Below are 17593 nucleotides of genomic sequence, written 5' to 3' on the forward strand. Positions count from 1 at the left end.
ACCATCAGCCGAGGTCGACGCCGCCGGGCACGAGATCGCGACGGAGGAAGCACTCGGTCCCGAGCAGGCGACTGCGCCGCGCCGCCGGCAAACCCATCAGTGCCTTCATGGTCCGGCTGCGATCGAGTTCGGTTCGGTGACAGACGATCGCATCGGCCTTGCGGTCGCGCCATTCCGCGACGTCGAGCACCAGGTCGACATCGTCCTCGGGGGTCCCCGGCAGATAGTGCGGCGGGAGGTCTGCGAACAGGTCGTGTTGCACGTCGTCGACCATCCACTGGGCGATCGTCACGAAGTACATCGACCGGACCTGCCAGGGTTCGCCGGTCGATCGGTACAAACCGCCGGACGCGGCGGCGTCGGCCGAGACGGTGGCCAGTCGATGTGCATGGACGTGGTCGGGGTGACCGTAGATGCCGACCGCGTCGTAGGTGACGATCGCGTCCGGGCGCAGGCGCCTGATGTGCGCCACCAGCGTGCGTACCGGGTCGTCGAGGGGCGCCGAGCAGAAGCGCATCGCCTCCGGTGCCGACTCGGGTACACGATCGTCGGCATACCCGAGCATGATCGGGGGCCTCGGCAGTCCGAGTGCGCCGGCCGCCTCCACCAGTTCCGCGTGTCTTTCGGTGCCCTCTGCCCAGGTGCACACGACCAGATCGGCCTCGCCGCCACGGGCGACGTGGCGGGCGATGGCGCCGCCGGTCCACAGCGATTCGTCGTCGGGGTGCGCGTGCACGAACAACAGACGAGGAGGAGACATGCACCTGTCTTCCTGTGGCGGAACTTCCGGCGGTGTGCGGACGGCGGGTGAACCGGCCGACCCACTTCAGAGTAGCCAATCGGCGGATCGGTAATATGCGGCTCCGGCAATGACTCTGACGCGGAGGTTATCGTGAGTGGTCAAACAGAGGTTCGCGAGTTCCAGGCCGAGACCCGGCAGTTGCTGGATCTCATGGTTCATTCGGTCTACTCGAACAAGGACAGCTTCCTGCGTGAGCTGATCTCCAACGCATCCGATGCCCTGGACAAGGTGCGGCTCGAATCGCTTCAGGACAAGAGCCTCGAGGTGGATACCTCGGACCTGCACATCCAACTGGACGCCGATCGGGATGCGCGCACCCTGACCGTTCGCGACAACGGCATCGGCATGTCCCGCGACGACGTCGTCGGTCTGATCGGCACGCTCGCGCGGTCCGGAACCGCAGAACTCCGCCGTAAACTCGCGGAGGTCAAGGACGCAGCCGCGTCCGAGGAGCTCATCGGACAGTTCGGTATCGGCTTCTACTCGACCTTCATGGTCGCCGATCGGGTCACCCTCGTCACCCGCCATGCCGCCGACGAGGCGGGCACCCGATGGGAATCGACGGGTGACGGCACCTACACGCTCGACGAGGTGAGCGACGCACCGCAGGGGACGTCCGTGACGCTCGCCCTCAAGCCGGTCGACACCGACGACCACCTGTACGACTACACCGACCCCGCCAAGCTGCGTCAGCTGGTGAAGCGCTACTCGGACTTCATCGCGTGGCCCATCCGGATGGACGTCGAGAAGACGGTCCCGGCACCCGAGACCGACGACACCGATACCGACGACGGCACCGGGGCCGAGCCGACGACCGAGATCGTCAGCGAGACGATCAACTCGCAGAAGGCGTTGTGGGCCAAGTCCTCCGACGAGGTGACCGAGGACGAGTACCACGAGTTCTACCGCCACGTCAGTCACGCGTGGGACGAGCCGCTCGAGGTGATCACACTCAAGGCCGAGGGCACCTTCGAATACCAAGCGCTGCTGTTCATCCCGACGCAGGCGCCGTTCGATCTGTTCATGCGCGAACGCACCTCCGGCGTCCAGCTCTACGTCAAGCGCGTCTTCATCATGGACGACTGCGAAGAGCTCATCCCGGAGTACCTGCGTTTCGTGAAGGGAGTCGTCGATGCAGCCGATCTGTCGCTGAACGTCTCGCGCGAGATCCTGCAACAGGATCGCCAGATCCGGGCCATCCGACGTCGCCTCACCAAACGTGTCATCTCGACGGTCGGGGACATGCGAGCCTCGCGGCCGGACGACTACCGCACGTTCTGGCAGAACTTCGGCCGGGTCTGGAAAGAAGGCCTGGTCAACGACATCGACAATCGCGATGCCCTGCTCAAGGCCTCGTCGTTCGAGTCGACCGACTCCGCCGACGACCTCACCACCCTGGCCGACTACGTCGGACGGATGCGGAGCGGCCAGGACACCGTCTACTACATGACCGGCGAGACCCGTCAGCAGATAGAGAACTCACCCCACATCGAGGCATTCCGTGCGAAGGGCATCGAGGTCCTGCTGCTGACCGATCCGGTGGACGAGATGTGGGTGAGCAGCGGACTGGAGTTCGAGGGCAAGTCCTTCACCTCGATCGCCAAGGGAGCCGTCGACCTCGACGGTGTCGACTCGGAGTCGGCCGACGACGAGACCGACACGGAAAAGGCCAAGGCGGACAAGGAGAAGCGGACCGAGGAGTTCACCGGCCTGCTTGATTGGCTGGCGGAGACCCTCACCGACGACGTCAACGAGGCGCGCCTGTCGTCACGGCTCACCGAGTCGGCGGCGTGCCTGGTCGGCGACACGTTCTCGATGTCACCGCAGCTGGAGAAGCTCTACCGGGCGTCGGGACAGGAGCTACCCAAGACCAAGCGTGCGCTGGAGATCAACGCGGACCACCCGCTGATCGCCGGTCTGAACGACGCCTTCCGGGTTTCCGACGATCACACGTCCCTCGTGGCGACGGCGAAGTTGATCTACGGCATGGCGGTGATCGCAGAGGGCGGCGAACTCGGCGATCCGGCCGAGTTCGCCAAGTTGCTGGCCGGCACGCTCACCGATTCCCTCGCCACCGAGTCCTGAGCGTGCGGATCGGCCGGCACGACCCGCACCCTCACGCGCGGTGAACCTGGTCGGCCAGCGGGTGTTCGGACGGTAGATCGGGCAACAGCCCGACGCCGTCGAGTGGCTCACCGCGGGGGCCCTCGACGATGGCGCCGGGCATCGTGGTGCCGAGCACACCGACGAATCGTTCCCGGATCCGCTCGTTGTGGGTGAGCACCTCGCCCATCCAGCTGACCCGGGCGGTGTCGTCGGGCCGGTGTCCGCTGCGTCGCAGGGCGGCGGCCACCGACGCGGCGAGTTCGGTGGCTGCCCGGTGGTTGATCTCGCTCGCGACGCGATCGCCCGCACGCGCCGCATCGTCGACCTCTCTCGCGAATCCGGCGATGCGACGCACGCGGTCGGGAGCACCCTGCAACACCATGTAGAGCTCGGGCAACGGTCCGAACCGGTCGCGCGCCGCCGACTCGAGTCCGGTGCCGGGACCTCGGCCGTCGAACGACCGCAGGGCGGCCTCGAGGCCTGCCCGCCCGATCCAATAGGCGCTGCCTGCGTCGCCGACCAGATGCCCCCATCCGTCCACCCGCGCAGTGCCCGCGGTGCCGACCCCCAGCGTGACGACCCCCGTACCGACCGCCGCGACGGCACCGAACGCGAGGCGATTGGCCGCGAGATACGCCGACACCGAGTCGTGGGTCAGCGCGACCGAACGGATACCCAGATGGGCAACGGCTTCCCGAAGCTCCGCCGGGCGGGTCGCATCCGGGGTGAGACCCGAGACGCCTGCCGCGAGTTCATCGACCGTGCTGCCCGCTTCGGCGAGGACTTCGCTTGCGGCGCGGGCGATCTGCGGGACCACCGGACGATCGGTGCGGATGGGTCCGGCTTGGTGGTCGCTGCTCGACGACGGACCGACGATACGTACCCGCGTCCCGGTCTGGCCGCCGTCGAGCAGGATGCGTTGCGCCATGACCGTCTGATCTCCCGTCGCCTGCCGCCGGCACGTTGTCGCCGGCGCTCATGGGCCAAGCTACCTGGGCACCCACCCCATTCCAACGGTGTGCAACCGCGTCAGGCGGCCGCGTCGCTGGGAAGCGTGAGTGCGATCAGCTCCACATCGTTCGCGCGGTGGATCGGATGCAGGATCACGCCGTGGCGGCGGGCGTCCGTGGTCAGGATCCGAGCCCAACCGATGTCGTCGTCGGTCACACCGTCGTAGCCGGGTCGCGTCAGCAGCAGGGCGACGGACAGATCGGGGAGCTGTGCGACGGCCTCGCCGAGACGGCTCATCAGGACGTCCGAGATGGATCGATCAGGGCGTGCGGGAATCGGAAGTTGGTTGAGCGCCGGGGTCTGCAGGTGGTCGGCATCGATGAAGGTGAACCACAGGAGGATCTCGGAGAACCCGAGTGGCTCCATCAGCAGGCGCCATCGGCGGTGCAGGTCGGCGGCCGAGTGGATGGGGTCGTGGGCGGTACCGATATCCGGTCTCGGAGAGTTGTCGTATGTCATGCCGCGATGATTCCCTCGATCGCGTGGATGTGAGTTCTGCCATCCACAGGATTCGCGGCCTGTGGATACGGCGGTCGGCGTGCACGCCGAAGTGAAGCCGACGCCACGGGATGTCACACTTGGGTCATGGGCGCCCTCACTCCGCTGGCGATCAAGATCGGTTCGATCAGCTGGATGCCACGATTGCTGCCACAGATCGTCGTCGTCGACAGTGCGGTACAGCGGGTCACCGGTCAGAAGTACGGGCTGCTGGATATCGGTGGGTTGCCGAACATCACCCTGCGAGTTGCCGGACGACGCAGTGGGGTCGTGCGATCGACCCGTCTTCTCGCGGTACCGACGGAGAAGGGCTGGCTGATCGCGGGATCGTACTTCGGCGGCCCGCGCATGCCGCAGTGGGTTTTCAATCTCCGTGCCGCCGACACCGCAGAGGTCGGTCACCACGGGCAGTACGAGACGGTCACGTGGCGTGAGCTCGACGGCGAGGAACGCGGTGAGGCGTGGGCCAGGATGGTCGACGTGTGGCCGAACTTCGACCTGTATGTCTCCCGCACCGAACGTCAGATCCCGGTGTTCCTGCTCGAGCCGATCGCCCTGATCTGAGATCGCCCGATCTGATACCGCCCCGATCCGATACCGCCCCGATCTGAGAACGGCCGCGGAATGGCCCGCGCGGGTGGCGAGACCCGCGCGGACGACCGTTCGGATCAGGCCCCGCGGAACTCCGGCGCACGCTTCTCGAACACGGCGCTGATGGCCTCGGTGAGGTCATCACTCGGCAGGAAAGCGGAGTTCCACGCAGCGACGTAGCGCAGACTGTCGTCGACGTCCGGACGGCGACTGTGGTCGAGCACCGACTTGACACCCTGCACCACCAGCGGCGGGTTCGCGGCGATCTCGGCGGCCGTGGCGCGGGCGGCGGCCAGCACGCCGTCACGGTCCGGCAGGACGTCGTTGACCAGACCTATCCGCAGGGCGTGTTCGGCGTCGATGTCCTTGCCGGTCAGCGCGAGTTCGCGCAGATGGCCGTCGCCGATGATCCGGGGCAGGCGGGCAAGGCTGCCGACGTCGGCGACCATCGCCACCTTGACCTCGCGCACGCTGAATTTGGCGTCGGCGGCGGCAAAACGGATGTCGGCGGCGCTGATCAGGTCGACGCCGCCACCGATGCACCAACCGGACACCGCCGCGACAATCGGTTTGCGACAGTCGGCCACCGCCGAGATGGCACCCTGCATACGACGCACCATGTCGTGGAATTCGGTACGCGGACGCGCCTTCGCGCCTTCGGCCAGGACCGTCCCGAGGTCGCCCGCCATCGCCGGCAGGTCGAGCCCGTAGGAGAAATGAGATCCCGAGCCGGTCAACACGATCGCGCGCACATCGTCGTCGCGGTCGAGCTGTGCGCAGATCTCGGGGAGTTCACGCCAGAAGTCGGGTCCCATCGCGTTGCCCTTGCCCGGGCCGGTGAGGGTCACCTCGGCGACGAAATCGGAGATCGAGACCTCGAACGCATTCCACTGTTGATCGCTCATGGTGGTGAGGCTACCGGGCGGGTCGCCCGGGCAGCCCGGCGGTTCAGATCGACAGGCGGCAGGCCTGACCCACGTCGAGGACGCGAAGGGCACGGCCCTGACCCAGCCACAACGCGCACGACACCGCCAGGTCGACGACGAGTTCGTCGGACAGGGCGGCGCGACACCTCTCCCAGTACTCGTCGTCCTCACGCAAGCCGATGTGATCGGTGGCGAATCGATGGGCGAACTCCGCGGCGACGCGTTCACCGTCGGAATAGCCGGGCCAGGTGGCCCAGTCGTCGACGTGGAGGTAGAACTCTTCGTCGAGGCCGCTCGCCTGCGCCCGCGTGTTACGGCAGACGGCACATTCGTTGTGACCTGCGATCACCATCCGGGCCAGCTCGCGGGTGCGCGGGTCGAGGCGGCTCTTGGTGTATACGGCGTCGGCGTAGTTGCCGAGAGCGCCGCCGAGCGTCGGTGAGAGGCCGAGCCACCCGACGATGTCGTCATCCGCGAAGCCGCCGATTCGTGCCATGGGGCAAGCCTAGCAAGAACGAGAACGTGTTCTCGTTTGTTCGCGATGTTCGTCGCCGAACCGGTGACCTGATTCTCCGGTGGGATAGCGTGGTCGTTCGGGCGTTTCGACAGTGTGAGGTGAGCTATGAGCGGGTACATCACCGAGGAGATCCCGGCCGAGGAGCTGACGCGGCAGATCGAGCAGGCGAGGGAGCTCGGCGACAGCGTGCGTCGCCTGGTCACGGCCACGGTGGTGACCGACGTGGGCGAGGAGGAGCTGGCCGAGGCTCGAGCGCACATCGACGCGGCCGCCGAGATCCTCGAGCGCAGCCGGATCGACTCGTCGTTCGGTCTGCGTTTCAATTCCGATGGGCGGCTGCGGAACTGGGGAAATGCGGTCGAGGGAATCCGCAATCCCCTCGCCCCTCCGGTCGAGTTCCACGCCGAGGCCGATCATGTCTGGGCCGAGTTCGACCTCGGGCCGCAATACGAGGGTCCGCCCGGGCTGGTGCACGGTGGCGTCATCGGGCTCATCCTCGATCAGGTCCTGGGAAACGCGGCGGTCAATGCCGGGTCGCCCGGTATGACCGGGACGTTGACGATCAGATATCGGCAGGGGACGGCTCTGGGGCCGATCCGCGTCGAGGGCCGACTCGACCGCACCGAAGGTCACAAGTCATTTGCCAGCGGGACGATCTCGACCGCCGACGGTCTGTGTGCCGAGGCGGAGGGCATCTTCATCATGCCGCGCTGGGCTCGCGGTCTCGACGCCAGCCGACAGTTGGGCGTCGGCGACGCGTGACGACACGCAGAGTAGTCCCGAGTTGCCCTGTCCCGCTGGTCGAGTAGTCCCGAGCCGCCCTGCCCCGCTGGTCGAGTAGTCCCGGGTTACCCTGTCCCGCTGGTCGAGTAGTCCCGAGCCGTCCCGCCCGCTGGTCGAGTAGTCCCGGGTTGCCCTGCCCCGCTGGTTGAGTGGTCCCGAGTGCCCTGCCCCGCTGGTCGAGTAGTCCCGAGTGCCTGCCCGCTGGTCGAGTAGTCCCGAGCCGCCAGGCGAGGGACGTATCGAGACCACCGCACCCACCCGCAGAACCGGTCATCACCGAGCCGGCTCACGCGGTCCCACCACGCGGTAACGCGCACACACGAACGCTCGATTGCGTTCCACCGTCTGCAGTTCCAGGTCGAACCGGCGCGGGAACAGCGGCCGCCCGGCGCCGAGGGTCACCGGGGCGATGGACACCAAGACCTCGTCGAGCAGCCCCGCTTCGGCGAACTGCGCCGCCAGATCACCGCCCCCGACAATCCAGATGTCCTTTCCGGCCGCGGCATCGACGAGCGTCGAATGATGTTCTCCCGGTGTGCCGGAGACGATTCGGATCGATTCGGCGACGGGAGTGGGATCGCGGTGGGTGAACACGAAGCACGGCATGTCGTAAGGCCAGGGCTTCCCGTCGACGACCTCGTGATCGAGTAGCCATCGGTAGGTGGTCGCTCCCATCACCACGCACCCGACCTCTGAGATGAACGCTCCGTAGTTCATTGCGCCGTCGTCGTCGATCGGCTGTGTGAGAAGCCAATCGAGGGAGTCGTTCTCGTCTGCGAGATAGCCGTCGAGGGTGGTCGCGGTGTAGTAGCGGAATCTGGGACTGGTGTTCATGTGAATCCTCCGGATCGCTGTCGATGCCACATGATGGGGTCGGGGTCGATCGACCGCACATCGATCCCTGCGTCGGTGAGCATCCACCGGACGAGTTGGCGGCGATGCGCGGAGAAGGTCAGCACGTGCGACCAGATTTGTGACAGCAGAAAGGATTCCGGTGGATCGCAGATCGCGTCGACGATGCGGTCGGGCCACGCGCCACGTCTGTCGATGTCGCGCGTCAACGCGAGCCAGCGTGGTGCGATCTCCTCGTGCATCTCGATCAGTGCCCGCACGTCGTGTGGGCCGTCGAGATCGGGTTCGTCGGTGCCGTCGATGCTGGCCATCCACGGGGCCTTGTCGACAACGAGGTGGGTGAGGACGTCGGCGATGGTCTCGTCGGGACCGGCCCAGGGCAGCACGCGGTGTCCCGGCAGGCGAACCCTCGCACCGGACTCGTCGTCGATGTCCTTGGCTGCGGTCAGCAAAGCGGCGATGTCGTCGAGGTCGTGTCGCACCATCAGTGCCACCACGTCGCCCGCGGACTCCTCGGACGTGCCGCCGCTGTCGATGTAGAGAACAGTCGGGGAGTGGAAGTGGATGCCGTTGGGTGACGGCAGCCAATGTCCGTGCTCGGTGCGCGAACCCGAACGACTCGGTGGGTGGCCGAACGCACGTGTGAAGGCGCGTGCGAAGCCCTCGACCGATTCGTACCCCGATGCGAACGCAGTGTCGGTGACGGATTCGCCGCGCTGGAGGTGCCACGCCGCACGTTCGAGCATCACGCGACGTCTCAGGGCCACCGGTGATTCGCCGGTGTGGCGCGCGAGCTGGCGACTGAAGTGAAACGCCGACGCGTGCGCGCCCGTCGCCATGTCGTCGAGGGTGTGGTGATCGTCGGCGAGTACGGCATCGAGCAGTTCGCGGATCCGGTCGCGGCCGGTGTCGGTCATGTCTCCAGTATCCGTCGCCTGCCGGTCGTCGCGCCCGACCGTTCTTGCTCAGCCTGCCGCCGGCGATCGACGACGACGGGAGTTGGTCGGGTGTACAGAATTGAGAATTTGTCTACTCAATCGTTGACATCGATTCCGGACCCTGTCTCTAATGGTCGAGTGACTTACGACACAATCATCCGCAACGGCCTCTGGTTCGACGGCACCGGCGCGCCCGCGGCGATCCGCACGCTCGGCATCCGGGACGGCCAGGTGGCCGTCGTCTCCGAGGAGCCCATCGACGACTCCGGGTGTCCCGAGGTGATCGATGCCGACGGGATGTGGGTGATGCCGGGCATGGTGGACATCCACACCCATTACGACGTGGAGGTGCTCGCCGAGCCGTCGCTCTCGGAGTCGTTGCGCCACGGGGTCACGACCGTGCTGCTCGGGTCCTGTTCGTTGTCGACCATCCACGTCGACGGGACCGATGCAGGCGATCTGTTCGGGCGAGTGGAGGCGATCCCCCGTGAGCACGTGATCGGCACGGTCGACCGGCACAAGACCTGGTCGGGCCCGAAGGAATACATCGACGCCCTCGAGTTCCGGGCGCTCGGCCCGAATGTCGCGGCATTCATCGGCCACTCGGACATGCGGTCGGCGGTCATGGGACTCGACCGGGCAACCCAGAAATCGACGCGGCCGACCGGCTCTGAGCAGGCCCAGATGGAGCGATGGCTCGCCGATGCGCTCGAGGTGGGGTTCGTCGGGATGTCCTCGCAGCAGCTCCTCTTCGACAAGCTCGACGGTGAGACCTGCCGTTCGCGCACGTTGCCGTCGACCTATGCCAAGCCGCGCGAACTCCGCAGGCTCAAGGCTCTGTTGCGGAGATCTCGCCGCGTGCTGCAGGCCGGACCCGACATAGCGAACCCCGTGAATGTCGCGTCGCAGGCGCTCACGTCGCTCGGCATCGGTCGTCCGCATCTCAAGACCAGCCTCCTGTCGGCGGCCGACATCAAGGCCAATCCGTATGCGATCAAGATCATGGGTCCGCTTGCCGCGCTGGTCAACCGGCTCGGCGGTGACTTCCGGTGGCAGCATCTGCCCGTGCCGTTCGAGGTCTATGCCGACGGGATCGATCTGGTGATCTTCGAGGAGTTCGGTTCCGGGGCCGCCGCATTGCACCTCAAAGAAGCGTTGGCACGTGACGAGTTGCTGCGCGACGAGGAGTATCGGCGACGGTTCCGTAAGGACTACGAATCCAAATATGGTGTGCGTGTGTGGCATCGGGACTTCTTTGATGCCCAGATCGTCGGTTGTCCGGATGATTCGGTGGTCGGGAAGTCGTTCGGACAGGTCGGATTGGACCGGGGCGGTCTGCATCCGGTGGACGCGTTCCTGGATCTCGTCCTCGAGCACGGAACCGAACTACGTTGGCGGACAACGATATCCAACCATCGCCCGGAGGTGCTCAAGCAGATGGCCCGGGAACCGGGCATCCAGCTGGGGTTCTCGGATGCCGGCGCCCACCTGCGGAACATGGCGTTCTACAACTTCGGCCTGCGGCTGCTGAGGCATGTCCGCTCCGCGGAGCTGGCCGGTGAGCCCTTCCTCGACACCGCCGCCGCGGTGCACCGGATGACCGGCGAACTCGCGGACTGGTACGGGATCGACGCGGGCCACCTGCGCGAGGGCGACCGTGCGGATCTGATGATCGTGGATCCAGAGCATCTCGACGAGTCGCTCGAGGAGTACGCGGAGGCGCCGGTGGAGGCCTATGGTGGGCTCTCGCGCATGGTGAACCGCAACGACGACACCGTCGTCGCGGTTTTCGTCAGTGGTCGAAAGGTCGTCGACCACGGGGTTCCTACGGACATCGTCGGCGTCTCGCGGACCGGACAGTTCCTCCGACACGGACTCCGCGCGCCTGCGGTGCCTGATCAGACGGTGCCCGCAACCGATTCGAGGCTCGCCGATGTCCAGTGAGACCGTCACCGAGCGCGACTCGGCAGCCATCGTCCGGGGGCTGTGGTCTGCTCTCGCACAACGAGATTGGGATGCGGCGATGAACTTCCTCGCGGATGAGTGCATCTACGTCGACATGCCGTATGGTCCCACCTTGGCGGCCCGTGGTCCGCATGACATCGTCAAGCGGATCAAGGTCGGTTTCGAGCCGTTGGCGGCGTACACCAACCATGACGGAGTGCTGGTGGCGCACGGCGACGACGTGATCTACGAGCATTCCGAGCGGTGGGAATGGGCGAGTGGCGAGGTCGCGGTCCTCCCGTTCGTCACCGTGCACCGGGTCGTCGACGGCAAGGTGACGTTGTGGAAGGACTATTGGGACGCCGCCACCCTGATCAACTCGGCCCCGGCCACGTGGATGGACGACCTGGCGAAGGCGGACACGAGTTGGGTGTTCGATGCCACGGGACTGTTCTGACAGTCCGATCGGCCGTCGACAGGGCCCGCGGTCAGTCGCGGTTCAGGCGCGGCAGCAAGGCCTCGGTCTTGACGTCGGTCCATCCCGGCGGATCCAGCATCGCCGCCCAGGCGTAGGGGATCGCCGACATGTAGTCGTGACCGTGCCCGTCGGGGACGTTGACCGCCACGGCCATGTCCGCCGACACCTGAAGGAAGGTCACGAACGGAATCCACCGCGTCGACGACAGGACGTCGCGGCCCCGGGGCTCGGCGAGCCAGTCCGGTTCGTTGAGGATCAGGTTGGGATTCCACCAGGTGATCGGATCACTGGCGTGCTGCAGGTAGACGATGCGCGACGGTTTCCATGGCGCGTCGGGATGACCCAGATCCTGTTGGTCGGCAATGAAGCGGACCTGGGAACCGTTGTCGTAGACAGGCTGCCACTGCGGCGACCCGGCATCGCGGTCGGCGGTGGTGTCTTTCCACAGGGTGTTGTTGAAGGTCGGACCGCTGAACAGCGCACCATCCGTGCGCGCCGCGAGAGCGGGGATGGTGCCGAACGCGGCTTCACCGGCGAATGAGCCGAGACTCTCGCCGAAGACCACCAGCTTGGGCCGGTCGGCTTCCGGGATGGCGCTGACACGTTCGGAGACCGCCTCGAACAGTGCCCGACCGGCCTGCCGGGCCCGTTCCTTGTCGACGAGGAACGACAGCCAGCTGGGTAGATACGAGTACTGCATGCTCACGGTCGCGATGTCGCCGTTGTACATGTACTCGAGTGAGTCCACGGTCGCCTTGTTCACCCATCCGCTGCCGGTCGTCGACGCGACCGCGATGATCTTGCGCTGCAACCCTCCGGTGCGCACCAGTTCGTCGGCCGCCAATTCGGCGTTCTCCCGGATACTGTCGCCGGACTCCAGGCCCGCGTACACCCGGATGGGTTCGGTTGCCGGAGACCCGTTGAACTGCGACAACGCGCCCACATCCGGTCCCCGGGAGACGAACACACGACCCTCGCGGCCCAACGAATCCCAGGTCACCAAGGATCCCGGGCCACCGGAGCGCAGCGCGGAGGTCGGCGGGGAGTTGTCGGCCTTCGTCTCCTCGTTCGCTGCGGCGAAACTCGCGTTGAGCCACTGCATCGAGTACTTGGCGACCACGCCGTTGAGGACGAAGACCGTCAGGACGACCACCAGCCCCGCCCCGATCACCGCCGAGATTCGTGGGGGAGCGATGCGATTGAGCTGTCGAACCGACCATCCGACGGCAAAGGCGAAGGCCTGTCCGAGGGACATCAGCACGACGAAGACGATCACGGCGAGGACCGCGATCGTCGGGAACGCCGTCCAGGCGAGCTGCCCGACCCCCATCAGGTCGCGGATGTCGGACTGCCACTGGGAGAACCAGATGAGCATCGCCACCGTCCCGACGATCGCCACGCCGGCCAGGATGAGCCACGACCGGCGGCTCGCGCTCCGCCACGGCTCGTCGCGCGAGATCATGAAGCGCACCAGCCATGCGAGGAACACCCCGATGCAGTAACCCACTGCCGCCGACGCGCCGCTCACCAGCCCCTGGAACAGGGCGCCTCGCGGCAGCAGCGAGGGCGTCATCGACAACCAGACGAAGACGAGTGCCACGGCCATCCCGGTGAACGCGTAGCGTTCACGGTGCCTGCGCCACCACCCCCGGGCCGGGGCGGGGTCGGGGATGGTCTCGGCGGGCTGGTCCTGTCCGGAGTCCGCGTCCGTCGCCGTCTCGTGCTCGAGTGTCACCGGATGTGCTCCTGCAGGTCGTCGGAGCAGTAACAGTATCAGCGCGGACCGCGCCCGGGACCCACCTCAGCTCAGGCGATTCCCCGTTTCCGGATCGAAGAGGTGCACGGCGTGATCGGACTGGTACAGGCGCACCGCATCGCCGAGCTTCGCCGGAGCCCGGTGCGGTGATCGCGCGACGAGGGTGACCGGGTCGCCCTCGAGCGTGGCGATCGACGGATCGTCGACCTTGGCATAGAGGTAACTCTCGCTCCCGAGTTCTTCGAGGAGTGCCACGTCCGCGGTGATGCCGCGATCGCCGCCGATCGCGAGATGCTCGGGACGGATTCCGACGATGACCTTCGACAGTCCGGACTTGCGCAGCAGACCCTGCGCTTCGTTGTCGAGGTCGACGGTTGCGCCGGAGATCGTGATGGAGCCGTCGGTGACGGGCGCCGTGAACAGATTCATCGCCGGGGAACCGATGAAGCCGGCGACGAATGCATTGACCGGACGGTCGTAGAGGTCGGCCGGGGTGGCGAACTGCTGCAGGACACCGTTGCGCAGGACGGCGACCCGGTCCCCCATGGTCATGGCCTCCACCTGGTCGTGGGTGACGTAGACGGTGGTGGTACCGAGACGCCGTTGCAGCGCAGCGATCTGCGTGCGGGTCTGTACCCGGAGTTTGGCATCGAGATTGGACAGCGGTTCGTCCATGCAGAAGACCTGCGGTTCACGGACGATGGCACGGCCCATCGCGACGCGTTGGCGTTGCCCGCCGGACAGTTTGGCCGGTTTGCGGTCCAGGTAGTCGGTGAGGTCGAGGAGTTTCGCGGCTTCGGCGACCTTCTTCTTGCGTTCGTCGGTGGGGATGCCGCGCATCTTGAGCGCGAATCCCATGTTCTCCCCGACGGTCTTGTTGGGGTAGAGCGCATAGTTCTGGAAGACCATGGCGATGTCGCGGTCTTTGGGTGCCACGCCGACCATGTTCTGTCCACCGATGCGGATGGCGCCGGAGTCGATCTCCTCGAGACCGGCGAGCATGCGCAGTGCGGTCGATTTGCCGGAGCCGGACGGGCCGACGAGGACGACGAACTCGCCGTCGGCGATGTCGAGGTTGAGGCGGTCGACGGCGAGTTTGTCGGCGCCGGGGTAGACGCAGCACGCGTCGTCGTAGCTGATGGAAGCCATGGTGGGTCTCCTGGTTTCTGGGAGTGGGTGGGACGGTCTACTTGATGGCGCCGAACGAGAGTCCGCGGACGAGTTTGTTCTGGGCGATCCAGCCGCAGATCACCACCGGGAGCGCGGCGAGGACCGATGCGGCCGACAGTTGCGCCCAGTAGAGGCCTTGCCCGGACATGAACCCGGTGAGGAACACCGGCATCGTCTGCGCGTTGACCGCGGTCATGTTGACGGCGAAGAAGAATTCGTTCCACGAGAAGATCACGCAGATCAACGCGGTCGCTGCGATGCCGGGTGAGATGAGCGGGAGGATCACCTCGCGCACCGACGTCCACAGGCTCGCGCCGTCGATGCTGGCGGCTTCGAGGAGTTCGCCGGGGACCTCGAGGAAGAACGAACGCATCATCCAGACGGCGATCGGCAGGTTCATCGCGGTGTACAGGATGATCAGCGTCCAGATGTTGTCGAGCATGCCGATGCGGCCGACGATCACATACAGCGGGATGATCGCCGCCACGATGGGCAGCATCTTGGTGCTGATGAAGAAGAACAGTGCGTCCTGGGTCTTGCGCACCGGTCGAAGCGACAGGGCGAAGGCGGCCGGAACACCCAGTGCCAGAACCAGAATGGTCGAGATGATGGTGGCGAACAAGGAGTTCATCAGAGGGGTGCCGATGCCGGCGTCGAACACCTCTTTGAACTGTTCGAGCGTCGGGGTGAAGATGAAGGTCGGCGGGTTGGTGGCCGCGTCGCTCTCTTTCTTGAACGCCGTCAACACCATCCAGAGCACCGGGAAGAAGAACCCCAGCGCCAGGATCCAGGTGAAGACCGTGAGCAGGACCCCACGTGGATTCCGCCTGCGGGCGATCTCCACGCCGTCGATGGTCGTCGACGACGCGCGAGACTCGGTTGCGGTACTCATCAGGCTGCCTCCTCGTTCCCGGTGAAGCTCTTGAAGATCAGTCGTAGCGCCAGTGAAGCGACGACGATCGTGCCGATCACGGTGACCACGCCCATCGCTGCGGCCTGCCCGATGTCGAAGCCGAGGAAGGCGCGCTGATAGATGTAGAACGGCAGGTTGGCGCTCGAGACCCCGGGGCCGCCGGAGGTCATCATGTACACGGCATCGAACGTGTTCACCAGGTAGATGGCACCCAGTACCGCGCCGAGTTCGATGAACCGACGAAGGTGGGGAAGCGTCAACTCGCGGAACAGCCGGAAGCTCGTCGCGCCGTCGACCTTGGCCGCTTCGGTGATGTCGTTCGGCATCGACTGCAGGCCGGCGAGGATCAGCAGCATCATGAACGGTGTCCACTGCCAGACCAATTCGGCGATCACGCTCATGAGGGGGTACTGGCTGAGCCAGTCCGTGTGGACACCGAACGGGCTCAACGCCCAATTGACCAGACCGTTGGTGGGGGAGAGCAGGCTGGTCTTCCACAGCAATGCCGCGGCGACCGGCGTGACCAGGAACGGGGTGATCAGCAGGGTGCGAACGATGCCCCGGCCCAGGAATTTCCGGTCGAGCAGCAGCGCGAAGATCAGACCCAGGATCACCGACGCGATCACCGTGCCCACGATCAGCAGGATCGTGTTGAGGGTGACCCGCCAGAACTGCGCGTCGGTGAACACCTCCACGTAGTTGTCGAGCCCGACGAAACTCCGTGAGCCCGGACGCACCAGGTTCCAGGACTGCGTGGAGTAGAAGAGGGTGAAGACGAAGGGGATCTGCGTCACCACGAGCATGAAGATCAGGGCAGGCAGCAACGGCCCCCGTCGACGCCATCCCTCGGCGCGTGAGATGTGATCTCGCCGTGAGCTGATCGGCAGATCGGACCGTGGTTGCGGATCAGCCCCGGGTTGGGCGAGTGTGGTGGTCACGTCTCACCTCTCCTTCTGATAGGTCTTGCCGACCGTCTCGGCATACTTCTGGCTCTGTTCCAGTGCCTGGTCGACACTGATCTGTCCGGCGATCGCCGCCGAGATCTGTTGGCTGACGCGGGTGCCGAGATCCTGGAACTCGGGGATCGAGAGGAACTGGATGCCGGTGTACGGGACCGGCTTCAGCGTCGGCTTGAGTTGATCGGCCGTGGTCATCGCCGACAACGTCGCGTCCGCGAACGGCTTGGAGATGGCCTGATAGGCGGGGAGCTGGTAGGTCGACATCCGGCTCCCGGGCGGGATGTGACTGGCGCCAAGGGTGTCGGCGACGTGCTGGATGTAGGCGCGGTTGGTCATCCAGTCGATGAACTTCCATGCGTCGTCGCGCTTCTTGCTGCTGGTCGGGATGCCCAGCGACCAGGTGTAGAGCCACCCGTTGTCGGACTTGGCCATCGACGGCGCCGGGAGGTATCCGACGTTCCCGGCGATCGTCGACGTGTCCGGGCTCTCGAGGACCGAGACCGCCGAGGTGGCGTCGTACCACATCGCCGTCTGGCCCTGGGACAGCAGGTTGCCGCACTCCTGGAAGCCCGACGACGCGGCACCGGGCTCGCCGGACTTCCGGACCGTGTCGACGTAGAACTTCACTGCCGCTTCGACTTCCGGGCTGGTCAGCTGAGCATTCCAGTTCTCGTCGTACCAGCGACCGCCGAATGCGTTGATGACCGTGTTCAACGGAGCCAGCAGCTCGCCCCAGCCGGGCTTGCCGCGCAGGCAGATCCCGGACACATCACCCTTGGTGAGCTTGGCCGCGGCGTCGGCGACCTGTGGCCAGGTGGGCTTCGCCGGCAGGGACACCCCCGCGTCGGCGAACATCTTCTTGTTGTACATGAGGAACGACGACTCCCCGTAGAACGGCGCCGAATACATCGAACCCTTGTATGAGAGTGCCGTCTTGAGCGTCGGGACGAAGTCGTCCGCGGCATACGACGGGTCGGCGTCCATGTACGGGGTGAGGTTCACCAGCCACCCGTTCTCCGCCCACATCGGTGTCTCGTAGTTGCTGATCATCACCACGTCGAACTCGCCGCCACCGGTGGACACCGATGCGGTGATCTTGGCGCGAGCCTCGTTCTCCGACAGCGTGACGAACTTCAGCTTGGTGCCCGGGTTCTGCTGTTCGAACTGGCTGGACAGCTTGACGGCATCCTGCATCTGCGAGTTCGAGACCATGGCGATGGTGAGGGCGTCGCTGCCGCCGTCGGTCAGCGAACCGGCGCCGGAGCACGCCGTCGTCACCATGGCGAGCGCGGCAGCGATACACACCGCGTATGTCCGGGCACGGTGCGTGACGCGGCCGATGCGCCGGG

General features: G+C 66.0%; 17 protein-coding genes. 5 read left to right on the plus strand and 12 right to left on the minus strand.

The window, feature by feature from the left end; genetic code table 11:
* Positions 1–4: 4 nt before the first annotated feature.
* Entirely contained in the window at positions 5–760 is a 756-nt protein-coding gene (locus IDF66_RS20895) for a PIG-L family deacetylase (RefSeq protein WP_190268453.1), read from the minus strand.
* Between the two features lie 132 nt (positions 761–892).
* On the opposite strand from IDF66_RS20895, the gene htpG reads away from it, so the two are divergent.
* The gene (gene htpG / locus IDF66_RS20900; protein WP_190268454.1) at positions 893–2887 is read left to right on the plus strand and encodes a molecular chaperone HtpG; all 1995 of its coding nucleotides are present in this window, start codon (positions 893–895) and stop codon (positions 2885–2887) included.
* Between the two features lie 31 nt (positions 2888–2918).
* Here the strand turns inward: htpG and IDF66_RS20905 are convergent, their stop codons facing one another.
* On the minus strand, positions 2919–3836 hold the full coding sequence (locus IDF66_RS20905) for an N-acetylglucosamine kinase (protein ID WP_190268455.1): 918 nt from the start codon (positions 3834–3836) through the stop codon (positions 2919–2921).
* A gap of 101 nt (positions 3837–3937) precedes the next feature.
* Positions 3938–4378 carry a hypothetical protein gene (locus IDF66_RS20910; RefSeq protein WP_190268456.1) on the minus strand — a complete coding sequence of 147 codons (441 nt, stop codon included), beginning with the start codon at positions 4376–4378 and terminating at the stop codon, positions 3938–3940.
* A gap of 126 nt (positions 4379–4504) precedes the next feature.
* On the opposite strand from IDF66_RS20910, the gene IDF66_RS20915 reads away from it, so the two are divergent.
* The gene (locus tag IDF66_RS20915) at positions 4505–4981 is read left to right on the plus strand and encodes a nitroreductase family deazaflavin-dependent oxidoreductase (protein WP_164309872.1); all 477 of its coding nucleotides are present in this window, start codon (positions 4505–4507) and stop codon (positions 4979–4981) included.
* 104 nt (positions 4982–5085) lie between these two features.
* Here IDF66_RS20915 and IDF66_RS20920 read toward each other — a convergent pair whose 3' ends face one another.
* Together IDF66_RS20920 and IDF66_RS20925 are read right to left on the minus strand one after the other, a co-directional pair.
* On the minus strand, positions 5086–5913 hold the full coding sequence (locus IDF66_RS20920) for a crotonase/enoyl-CoA hydratase family protein (protein ID WP_190268457.1): 828 nt from the start codon (positions 5911–5913) through the stop codon (positions 5086–5088).
* A gap of 43 nt (positions 5914–5956) precedes the next feature.
* Complete coding sequence (locus tag IDF66_RS20925) at positions 5957–6430, minus strand: carboxymuconolactone decarboxylase family protein (RefSeq protein ID WP_190268458.1); 474 nt, start codon at positions 6428–6430, stop codon at positions 5957–5959.
* A 126-nt stretch (positions 6431–6556) separates the two neighbouring features.
* On the opposite strand from IDF66_RS20925, the gene IDF66_RS20930 reads away from it, so the two are divergent.
* Complete coding sequence (locus tag IDF66_RS20930; protein ID WP_164309869.1) at positions 6557–7213, plus strand: PaaI family thioesterase; 657 nt, start codon at positions 6557–6559, stop codon at positions 7211–7213.
* Between the two features lie 294 nt (positions 7214–7507).
* On the opposite strand, the gene IDF66_RS20935 is transcribed toward IDF66_RS20930, so the two are convergent.
* Together IDF66_RS20935 and IDF66_RS20940 are read right to left on the minus strand one after the other, a co-directional pair.
* Complete coding sequence (locus IDF66_RS20935; RefSeq protein WP_190268459.1) at positions 7508–8068, minus strand: dihydrofolate reductase family protein; 561 nt, start codon at positions 8066–8068, stop codon at positions 7508–7510.
* Positions 8065–9003, minus strand: a complete 939-nt coding sequence (locus tag IDF66_RS20940; RefSeq protein WP_190268460.1) for a helix-turn-helix domain-containing protein — start codon at positions 9001–9003, stop codon at positions 8065–8067. Before IDF66_RS20940 ends, IDF66_RS20935 begins: the two co-directional genes overlap by 4 nt.
* A 159-nt stretch (positions 9004–9162) precedes the next feature.
* Between IDF66_RS20940 and IDF66_RS20945 the strand changes: the two genes are divergently transcribed.
* Together IDF66_RS20945 and IDF66_RS20950 are read left to right on the plus strand one after the other, a co-directional pair.
* Positions 9163–10968: an N-acyl-D-amino-acid deacylase family protein gene (locus tag IDF66_RS20945; protein ID WP_190268461.1), complete on the plus strand. Its 1806-nt coding sequence runs from the start codon at positions 9163–9165 to the stop codon at positions 10966–10968.
* Complete coding sequence (locus IDF66_RS20950; protein WP_190268462.1) at positions 10958–11425, plus strand: nuclear transport factor 2 family protein; 468 nt, start codon at positions 10958–10960, stop codon at positions 11423–11425. Before IDF66_RS20945 ends, IDF66_RS20950 begins: the two co-directional genes overlap by 11 nt.
* Before the next feature lie 31 nt (positions 11426–11456).
* On the opposite strand, the gene IDF66_RS20955 is transcribed toward IDF66_RS20950, so the two are convergent.
* The 5 genes from IDF66_RS20955 to IDF66_RS20975 all read right to left on the minus strand — a co-directional run bounded on the left by IDF66_RS20955 (position 11457) and on the right by IDF66_RS20975 (position 17525).
* The gene (locus tag IDF66_RS20955) at positions 11457–13181 is read right to left on the minus strand and encodes an alpha/beta hydrolase (RefSeq protein ID WP_317628794.1); all 1725 of its coding nucleotides are present in this window, start codon (positions 13179–13181) and stop codon (positions 11457–11459) included.
* A 66-nt stretch (positions 13182–13247) separates the two neighbouring features.
* Positions 13248–14351 (minus strand): ABC transporter ATP-binding protein, encoded by a 1104-nt coding sequence (locus IDF66_RS20960; RefSeq protein WP_190268463.1) that lies wholly within the window; start codon positions 14349–14351, stop codon positions 13248–13250.
* Between the two features lie 37 nt (positions 14352–14388).
* Entirely contained in the window at positions 14389–15264 is an 876-nt protein-coding gene (locus tag IDF66_RS20965; protein ID WP_190268464.1) for a carbohydrate ABC transporter permease, read from the minus strand.
* Positions 15264–16172 carry a carbohydrate ABC transporter permease gene (locus tag IDF66_RS20970; RefSeq protein WP_223309981.1) on the minus strand — a complete coding sequence of 303 codons (909 nt, stop codon included), beginning with the start codon at positions 16170–16172 and terminating at the stop codon, positions 15264–15266. Before IDF66_RS20970 ends, IDF66_RS20965 begins: the two co-directional genes overlap by 1 nt.
* 54 nt (positions 16173–16226) lie before the next feature.
* Positions 16227–17525: an ABC transporter substrate-binding protein gene (locus IDF66_RS20975; protein ID WP_223309982.1), complete on the minus strand. Its 1299-nt coding sequence runs from the start codon at positions 17523–17525 to the stop codon at positions 16227–16229.
* Positions 17526–17593 lie beyond the last annotated feature (68 nt).

The organism is Gordonia hankookensis, from assembly GCF_014673215.1.
In the GTDB taxonomy this organism is placed as follows: Bacteria; Actinomycetota; Actinomycetes; order Mycobacteriales; family Mycobacteriaceae; genus Gordonia; species Gordonia hankookensis.

Coding starts and splice junctions, on each gene's coding strand:
- IDF66_RS20895 (WP_190268453.1), bottom strand. CDS start 760: ATGTCTCCTCCTCGTCTGTTGTTCGTGCACGCGCACCCCGACGACGAA.
- IDF66_RS20905 (WP_190268455.1), bottom strand. CDS start 3,836: ATGGCGCAACGCATCCTGCTCGACGGCGGCCAGACCGGGACGCGGGTA.
- IDF66_RS20910 (WP_190268456.1), bottom strand. CDS start 4,378: ATGACATACGACAACTCTCCGAGACCGGATATCGGTACCGCCCACGAC.
- IDF66_RS20915 (WP_164309872.1), top strand. CDS start 4,505: ATGGGCGCCCTCACTCCGCTGGCGATCAAGATCGGTTCGATCAGCTGG.
- IDF66_RS20920 (WP_190268457.1), bottom strand. CDS start 5,913: ATGAGCGATCAACAGTGGAATGCGTTCGAGGTCTCGATCTCCGATTTC.
- IDF66_RS20925 (WP_190268458.1), bottom strand. CDS start 6,430: ATGGCACGAATCGGCGGCTTCGCGGATGACGACATCGTCGGGTGGCTC.
- IDF66_RS20930 (WP_164309869.1), top strand. CDS start 6,557: ATGAGCGGGTACATCACCGAGGAGATCCCGGCCGAGGAGCTGACGCGG.
- IDF66_RS20935 (WP_190268459.1), bottom strand. CDS start 8,068: ATGAACACCAGTCCCAGATTCCGCTACTACACCGCGACCACCCTCGAC.
- IDF66_RS20940 (WP_190268460.1), bottom strand. CDS start 9,003: ATGACCGACACCGGCCGCGACCGGATCCGCGAACTGCTCGATGCCGTA.
- IDF66_RS20950 (WP_190268462.1), top strand. CDS start 10,958: ATGTCCAGTGAGACCGTCACCGAGCGCGACTCGGCAGCCATCGTCCGG.
- IDF66_RS20960 (WP_190268463.1), bottom strand. CDS start 14,351: ATGGCTTCCATCAGCTACGACGACGCGTGCTGCGTCTACCCCGGCGCC.
- IDF66_RS20965 (WP_190268464.1), bottom strand. CDS start 15,264: ATGAGTACCGCAACCGAGTCTCGCGCGTCGTCGACGACCATCGACGGC.
- IDF66_RS20975 (WP_223309982.1), bottom strand. CDS start 17,525: ATGGTGACGACGGCGTGCTCCGGCGCCGGTTCGCTGACCGACGGCGGC.